Raw genomic sequence first — 7,265 nt, forward strand, 5'->3', positions numbered from 1 at the left:
GTATATAGAAATCGTCGTAAACGATTAAACCTGCGGTTTAATTTACTTGCTGGCATATACAATTTAGATTGGGTGAAAGATAAACAATTAAATTGATTGAAAAATGATTTATGAAGGAAGTCTAATGTATGATTAGTATACATAGTGAGATGGTTACACGAAAGTGCTTTGATGGAAATTTAATTTTTTTGTCAGAGTTGTTTAAAAGTAAAGAAATAACGACTCAAAATAATTTAAAGTTTCAGAAAATCCCGCTAGGAAGTAGCGGGATTTTTTTGGTGACTATATGACAGACAAAGTACAGGCAAAACACGACTTAGAAATTTACATAAAGTATTGCAATGATTATCACACAAATATTGGATAGCTAGCAGGAAGAGAATATAAAAATCACAAATATAAATAAAATTGAAATAAGTTTAGGTGAATATTAATATATCTGATATAGTGTGTTTGATCGAATCCGTAAGCGGAACGGTAGTGTTTGAGTTGTTAACGGAATTGCGTATTCCCTCCATTCTGATGTTCAAGCATCAAATTCAAACAGTTAACGCATAGCATGAATTCGCGTCATGCCGATCAAGGGAAGCCTGCAGCTATCCGTGGGTTTTCCTTAAATCATATTTTTAAGATAATGATTTAATTTTTATATCTTTTCTTAAATTTCACAGCTACTGTAAATATCATAAGTTTAAATTTTTCTTAAGTGAACAATCTCCAAAATTAAAGTTGGTTTTATTTTTAATACTATTCTGTTTACAAAAGCTCATTATATGAGTCAATAAATGAACATATCTAACGGCTGGACTACTGCTTCAGCAACTAACGGTGATGAAATTCGAGTGAATATTATTCCGTTAAAAAAAATTCAAAGCAATTTGAATGGTAAAACCTTAGTTGAAGTTGCTAAACAAGTTGTCTTGGAATCAGGACAAAAGTTAACTTTAAATATTGATGGTAAATCTTTTTATACTGAACTAAATAAACTATATAAATTGTATTTTTAAACTCTCACTCTTAAACCTGAACAACTTAGAGCTAAAATTTTTTAATTAAATTATTTATAAATTAATTATTTATTTTCTTAATTTTTTCAAGAACTCTATATTAAATATTATTAAAGGAAATTATTATGTCAAATTTAACTACAGGCACTGTTAAGTGGTTTAACGATACTAAAGGCTTCGGTTTCATCGCGGCTGATAACGGCGAAGAAGTTTTTGCTCATTTTTCTCAAATCATTTCAGGTGGTTTCAAATCACTTGCTGAAGGTCAGCGTGTACAATTTAGCGTATCAAAAGGTCAACGTGGTTTCCAAGCGAGTGAAATCGTTGGGATTGATGGCTAATACATGGAAACTTTATTAAACAAAGTAATGTTAGATGTGGTTGATCAACATGGCGCTGTCTATACACTAGAAGCTATGTGCGAAAAGTCATCTGATGAGCCAAATAGTTTTGGGGATTGCGTCCGTTATCTAAATATAGATGATGAAATAATTAAGCCTAGCTTTGATATGCATTTCTACAGTGATAAAACTGGAAAAATATTTAAGTTATTTTAATTTTTACATGCAATTAAATTAACCTCCTCCGGGAGGTTTTTTATTGGGTGAAATATGGAGCCTGATGTATATAAAGCGCTAACCAAAAAGATACCTCCCAAAAAGAAACCACGCACCAGGCCATTACCTAAAGCCAGTGAAAAATACTTTGAAGCATTCGAGAGGTTAAAAAGAAATATTAGACCGGATGGAAATGAAGTATGAGGAGTACTTTCATTTCAAAAGTACCAAACATTGGCGTTTTGATTTACACCTCATCGAACATCGCATGCTAATTGAAATAGCAACTGGTCCATGGTCTGGAGGTCGTAAAGGCAAACTTGCAACGAAGGCTTGGAATATGGATCGTTATGACCATGCTGAAGAATTGGGATATCGATTTCACAGGTTTGAACTTGCAGATATCAATATGGAGCGGGCAAAGGCCTGGTTAAAAGCTTTAAAAAAGATGAATTATTATAAGTTAGATATTTCAAAGCTTATTGTTTCAGGATGTTTGATTACTTTAACTTTCTCATAATATCCGTTAGTTTTGGATTTCAACCTTAACAATTATGAGAAGAAAGTCATGAATAAAAATTTTGAATTACATGTTTTAAGCCAGATTTATGATTTTCTAATAGAGCGAACTGAACATTCACAGCAAGGTTTGCATAACAAGGTTCTTGAGTTTTTTAAAGAACTGAATTTAGGTAATGACAATGATTTTGAAATTGTTGATCCTAAAAAGATTGCGGGTAAATTTGGAGCAGTGAGTTTTATTCACTTAATCAATGTACCAAACTTTCATGATAAATATAAATTTTTAAAATGGGCATACACGCAGTTGAATCGATAGTTCATATCAATATGCTTTAAAGATATATTTTGAATACATATTTTGATTAAAGTGTTTTATAATTTACTGGCTCATATCAGCGCAAATGAATTGGGTGAAGCCTCACATGTATATGTGGGGCTTTTTTCATTCAATTTATGGAAAGTGTGAATGATCGAATATTACAATCTATATCTGATTATTACCTTAATATGAGGGATATTTATCACTTTTGTGTGTAATTGCAAAATAAAACAAGAACTTGATTCACATAGATCTAACAGTTGTATCCTCATATTTAAGGATTATTGGTTATATTGAATATGCTTGTTAATTAATCAATATTTACAGCAATTTCTAAACTGATAATTACTTAAAGGGAATATGAATGTCTAATTTAACAAACGGTACAGTGAAGTGGTTCAACGGTACAAAAGGTTTTGGATTTATTGCTTCCGATACTGGTGAAGAATTATTTGCACACTATAGTGAAGTACGAATCGATGGCTATAAAGTACTAGAGGAAGGTCAGCGTGTAATGTTTGAAATTACGAATGGTAAGGAAGGCAAGCAAGCCAGCAATATCCAAATTCTCTAAAAAATATTTACTCAACATATTATGTATTGACCCGTCTTTCAAAGGCGGGTTTTTGTCATTAATTGCCATTAAGTTTTAATATTTAAATGCTTAATTTAATTAAATGAAAACTACATGATAAGAGCAATAAAAAATGGCCTTTACAAGACTACAAGTACTGATTGGCGGACTAATTATAAGTGTGTTGATTTCTTCTGTGTGGATTTACCATGAAAAGAAGAAACAACGACGGGAAGAAATTCAAAAAATCATCATCGAAGCTAGAGCAGGATTAAGTCACGCTCAATAATAGGAGCTAAACTTATGGAATACTTTAGACCATTCCCACCTTTAGAACTAATTGATCAGGCTGAGGAGGAGGACGCTATACGTCTAGCGCCAGCACAAGAATTATTGGCCTGGGTGAAAGATAATTATTTAAATGTAGGGATAACTTCATAATCTAGACAATCATTAATATATGAAAAACTTTATTTAAAGACTTTCTTATTATTTATCTCATCAATGATTTTCATAAATTTACACAGTAATCGTCATGCTTTGTTAGTGTAGAGTTTTAACAAATATATAGGCCTAAAGTATGAAAACGTTAGCTATTATAAGCGTGGTATTCGTATTGGGGCTGGTAGGTTGCCAGCAAAAAGACAGCAATGAAAATGAAGAGACGACAACACCTCATACATTAGATAAAGACTAACTTCCTCCAATGATTATTACAGCAGATATGAAAAAACCCTCATTAAGAGGGTTTTTTTAGGATTAGGGTTTTAAGCTTCAATCCAATTATCTTTAACTTCTTGAGAGTCTTTAGTCAGTACAATTTTATTGTCTGTAATTTCACCAACCCATGAAACTGGAATTAAGTGGTGATGACCATCACCATGCTTAGTCAGTTTAATTTGATCCGAACCTTGCAAGTGGTCTACTTCACCAACTTTAGTCCCACATGAAGCAATTACATCTGCATGGCTCTTAATATTTTCAACATTAATAGTAGTCATTAGAATATTATCCTATTTCAATGTGAGTGAGCATTCAGCCTATCGTAAATAGACGCTGATATCAGGGATTGAAATAGAAGGGATACAAAGGGTCTTATATTCTTACGTTCATGGCCAGATAAATTACATTGTATTATTTAAAAATAAGTCCCCAAGAATGGGACTTATTAAATAACTTATTTATGCTGAGTCTTAATGAGATCTGATAAATCAAAACCGATAGATTTTGCATAATCTAGGTATTCGTCAACTGTGGCTTGGTTGGGGTTAGCAGTTCTGCTGAGCACCCAAAGATATTTTTTATTTGGTGACCCAACTAATGCAGTTTGATAGTCATCATCAATTATATGCTTCACCCATTGATTGGTTGAGTTTACCATCTGCGCTATAACAACTGTTATCAACTTTGACGTTACCATTTTCATTTAATGAATATTTAGCAGTGACGTTGTAATCACATTTATTTTGGAAATAAAGTGGCTTACGTGCAATTTCATGCCATGTACCAAGATATTTATTTAAATCTACTTTTGGTACCGCTTGAACTTCCGTAGTATTTGCATTTGCCGTTGAGAGCAATGAACCTGCAATAAGTACTGCACCACCAGCTAAAAGAATCTTACGCGTTTTTGAATTCATGTTATAAGCCTGCTTTAATTAGAAAGTGAATTAATTACTATAAATTGCTTTTAAGCTCATTTTGTTTTTTTATGTATTAAGTATTTGATCTTTAATCATTGTTTCAGCTTTAAAATTTATTAAGTGTGTTTAATACTCGTTTTATAAGATCAACAAAATTTATACCTAATCATATAAATTCTAGAAAAGAATAAATGCTTAATCTCAGCAAAACTATGAGTATTTTCTACATTAGCAAATCAATTTCGTAGAGAAAAAACGAGGCGTCAAATAAGAAAAAAATTGAAAACTATGATTATGGATCGTTTTCTTAATTTGCTTTACTACTTAATATTGGATTATATATCTAAAAATATGATAACATGCTCAAACTCTAAGCAATGGCTTTGAATGAGTCAGCCTTAAATTTTCAAACGAAAATGAAAATGCCAGCACTTTTCAATACAAGCCTGTTTCTTTCGCAAGTAGCGGATATCTCTTTGATCAATTTAGATCTGTCTTACAAATAAAACGGAATAGGGAAGGTATGTCTTCATTGAAACCGTCATGGTATTCCAATGTGAATCCAAATGTGTTTATTAGCACAGTTGTTATTATCGGCATTTTTATTGCCATTGTATTTTTAGCTCCCAATGCTTTTGATTTAATAACTAAACAACTGAATCAATGGGTTACAAACTCATTCAGTTGGTTCTATGTACTATCTGTAGCCATTTTTCTCTTAGTGCTTATTTATATTGCCTGTTCAAATATGGGTAAAATTAAACTTGGTTTAGACCATAGCCAGCCAAAGTTTAGTAATAGCTCTTGGTTCGCTATGCTATTTACAGCTGGTATGGGCATTGGCTTAATGTTCTTCGGTGTCGCGGAACCAGTGATGCACTATGTTTCACCTCCAACTGGTGAGCCTGAAACAATTCAATCAGCGCAGCAAGCCATGCGTGTAACATTCTTTCATTGGGGACTTCATGCTTGGGCAATTTACACAATTGTGGGCTTAGCTTTAGCTTACTTTGCATATAGACATAATCTACCTCTTAAGATTCGCTCTGCTTTATATCCTCTTATTGGAAAGAAAATTTATGGTCCAATTGGTGATGGTGTGGATACTTTTGCGACCATCGGTACAGTATTTGGTGTCGCAACAACATTAGGTTTTGGTGTAACCCAAATTAACTCTGGCTTAAATTATTTATTCGGAATTGAATATTCAACGACGACGCAGCTTATTTTAATTGTCATTGTTACAGCTATGGCATCTTTATCTGTATTTATAGGCTTAGACAAGGGTATTAAACGATTATCAGAGATTAATCTGGGCTTAGCTTTAGTGCTGTTGCTATTTGTATTTTTTGCTAGTTCAAGCATTTTTATATTGCAAACGACTATCCAAAACACGGGGCAATACATTTCAAATTTGTTCAATATGACCTTTAATTTATATGCCTACCAGTCTGATGGTTGGATCGGTGGTTGGACAATTATGTACTGGGCATGGTGGATTTCATGGTCGCCATTCGTAGGTATGTTTATTGCGCGTGTGTCTGAAGGACGTACTATTCGTGAGTTTATTGTAGGTGTTTTACTTATACCAACAGGCTTCACGCTGATCTGGATGGGAGTGATGGGCAACGCTGCACTCTATAGCATCTTAAACGAAGCGAATACCTCACTGATTTCTGCAGTACAACGAGACTCATCCGTTGCGCTATTTGAGTATTTAGGAACTTTGCCATTCTCAGGCATTATGAGTTTTGTTGCGACCATATTGGTTATGCTATTTTTTGTGACTTCAGCGGACTCTGGTGCACTTGTTACAGATTATTTAACAGCTAAATCTGAGAACTCCCCAACATGGCAACGATTGTTTTGGACAACGTTAATGGCTGTTCTTGCGATTGTTTTGTTGTTTGCAGGAGGTTTAGGTGCTTTGCAATCTGCAACAATGTTGAGTGCATTACCATTCACTTTTGTAATGCTTTTAATTTGCTGGGGCTTAGTCAAGGCTCTACATTTAGATGCAACCAAGATGCAAGCATTACAGGATGCGCGTATTACACCTAGAGCAATTCATAATCCAAGAAGTTGGCAGCAACGTTTAGGATTGATTATGCATTATCCGCATACACGTGAAGAAGTTGAACAATATATTGATACAACGGTAAGCCAGGCATTTTCAAATCTACAGAAAGAGTTTAAGCGTCGTCATTTAGATGTGACGGTAAACACGATAGATGATGGCTTGCAGCTTCGTGTAAACCATCAAGATGAGATTAACTTTATCTACCAAGTAGTTGTCCAAGAAAAAAATACACCAAGCTTTATGATTGATTCAGGAGAAATTACGCAAGATTATCAAGCTGAAGTATTTTTGAGGGAAGGTGGTCAAAATTATGACATCATCGAATGGACGCAAGAAGATATCTTGCAAGATGTCATTGATCAATATGAGCGTCATCTGCATTTTTTAAATTTAGTTCGAACTAAGAGCCAATAGATAAAAAACCGCCCAAATGGGCTAATGCCAGTCAGTTAAGAGATTGACTGGCTTTTTCTTGGGTATTTTTGAGGTTTTCCTTTTACAACCCTTGGATAACTCCTCACTCTTCTCTCAGGTATAACATACCGATTAGATTTCTCCATTAA

8 protein-coding genes and 2 pseudogenes are annotated in these 7,265 nt (G+C 33.7%); 8 read left to right on the forward strand and 2 right to left on the reverse strand.

What is annotated here, in order from left to right; genetic code table 11:
- Window positions 1–785 precede the first annotated feature (785 nt).
- From FTT85_RS17715 to FTT85_RS17750, 7 genes and pseudogenes are all read left to right on the forward strand, one after another.
- Window positions 786–1,007, forward strand: a complete 222-nt coding sequence (locus tag FTT85_RS17715; protein ID WP_067766975.1) for a transposase — start codon at window positions 786–788, stop codon at window positions 1,005–1,007.
- A gap of 125 nt (window positions 1,008–1,132) precedes the next feature.
- Entirely contained in the window at window positions 1,133–1,348 is a 216-nt protein-coding gene (locus FTT85_RS17720; RefSeq protein ID WP_067766972.1) for a cold-shock protein, read from the forward strand.
- Window positions 1,349–1,351: 3 nt separating this feature from the next.
- Window positions 1,352–1,564 carry a hypothetical protein gene (locus FTT85_RS17725; protein WP_078193454.1) on the forward strand — a complete coding sequence of 71 codons (213 nt, stop codon included), beginning with the start codon at window positions 1,352–1,354 and terminating at the stop codon, window positions 1,562–1,564.
- Between the two features lie 54 nt (window positions 1,565–1,618).
- Window positions 1,619–2,084 (forward strand): annotated as a pseudogene (locus FTT85_RS17730) (hypothetical protein).
- Window positions 2,085–2,132: 48 nt separating this feature from the next.
- A complete protein-coding gene (locus tag FTT85_RS17735) occupies window positions 2,133–2,402 on the forward strand; it encodes a hypothetical protein (RefSeq protein ID WP_180184075.1) in 270 nt (89 codons plus the stop codon).
- Between the two features lie 367 nt (window positions 2,403–2,769).
- A complete protein-coding gene (locus FTT85_RS17740; protein WP_180184076.1) occupies window positions 2,770–2,979 on the forward strand; it encodes a cold-shock protein in 210 nt (69 codons plus the stop codon).
- 303 nt (window positions 2,980–3,282) lie between these two features.
- Window positions 3,283–3,420 carry a hypothetical protein gene (locus FTT85_RS17750; RefSeq protein WP_180184077.1) on the forward strand — a complete coding sequence of 46 codons (138 nt, stop codon included), beginning with the start codon at window positions 3,283–3,285 and terminating at the stop codon, window positions 3,418–3,420.
- A 326-nt stretch (window positions 3,421–3,746) separates the two neighbouring features.
- Here the strand turns inward: FTT85_RS17750 and FTT85_RS17755 are convergent, their stop codons facing one another.
- Together FTT85_RS17755 and FTT85_RS17760 are read right to left on the reverse strand one after the other, a co-directional pair.
- The gene (locus FTT85_RS17755; protein WP_078193451.1) at window positions 3,747–3,980 is read right to left on the reverse strand and encodes a DUF2171 domain-containing protein; all 234 of its coding nucleotides are present in this window, start codon (window positions 3,978–3,980) and stop codon (window positions 3,747–3,749) included.
- A gap of 176 nt (window positions 3,981–4,156) precedes the next feature.
- A pseudogene (locus FTT85_RS17760) lies at window positions 4,157–4,619 on the reverse strand (lipocalin family protein).
- Window positions 4,620–5,145: 526 nt separating this feature from the next.
- On the opposite strand from FTT85_RS17760, the gene FTT85_RS17765 reads away from it, so the two are divergent.
- Window positions 5,146–7,116, forward strand: coding sequence for a choline BCCT transporter BetT (locus tag FTT85_RS17765; protein WP_180184078.1), 1,971 nt, complete (start codon window positions 5,146–5,148; stop codon window positions 7,114–7,116).
- The last annotated feature ends 149 nt before the right edge of the window (window positions 7,117–7,265 follow it).

The organism is Acinetobacter sp. YH01020, from assembly GCF_013420275.1.
GTDB lineage: Bacteria > Pseudomonadota > Gammaproteobacteria > Pseudomonadales > Moraxellaceae > Acinetobacter > Acinetobacter amyesii.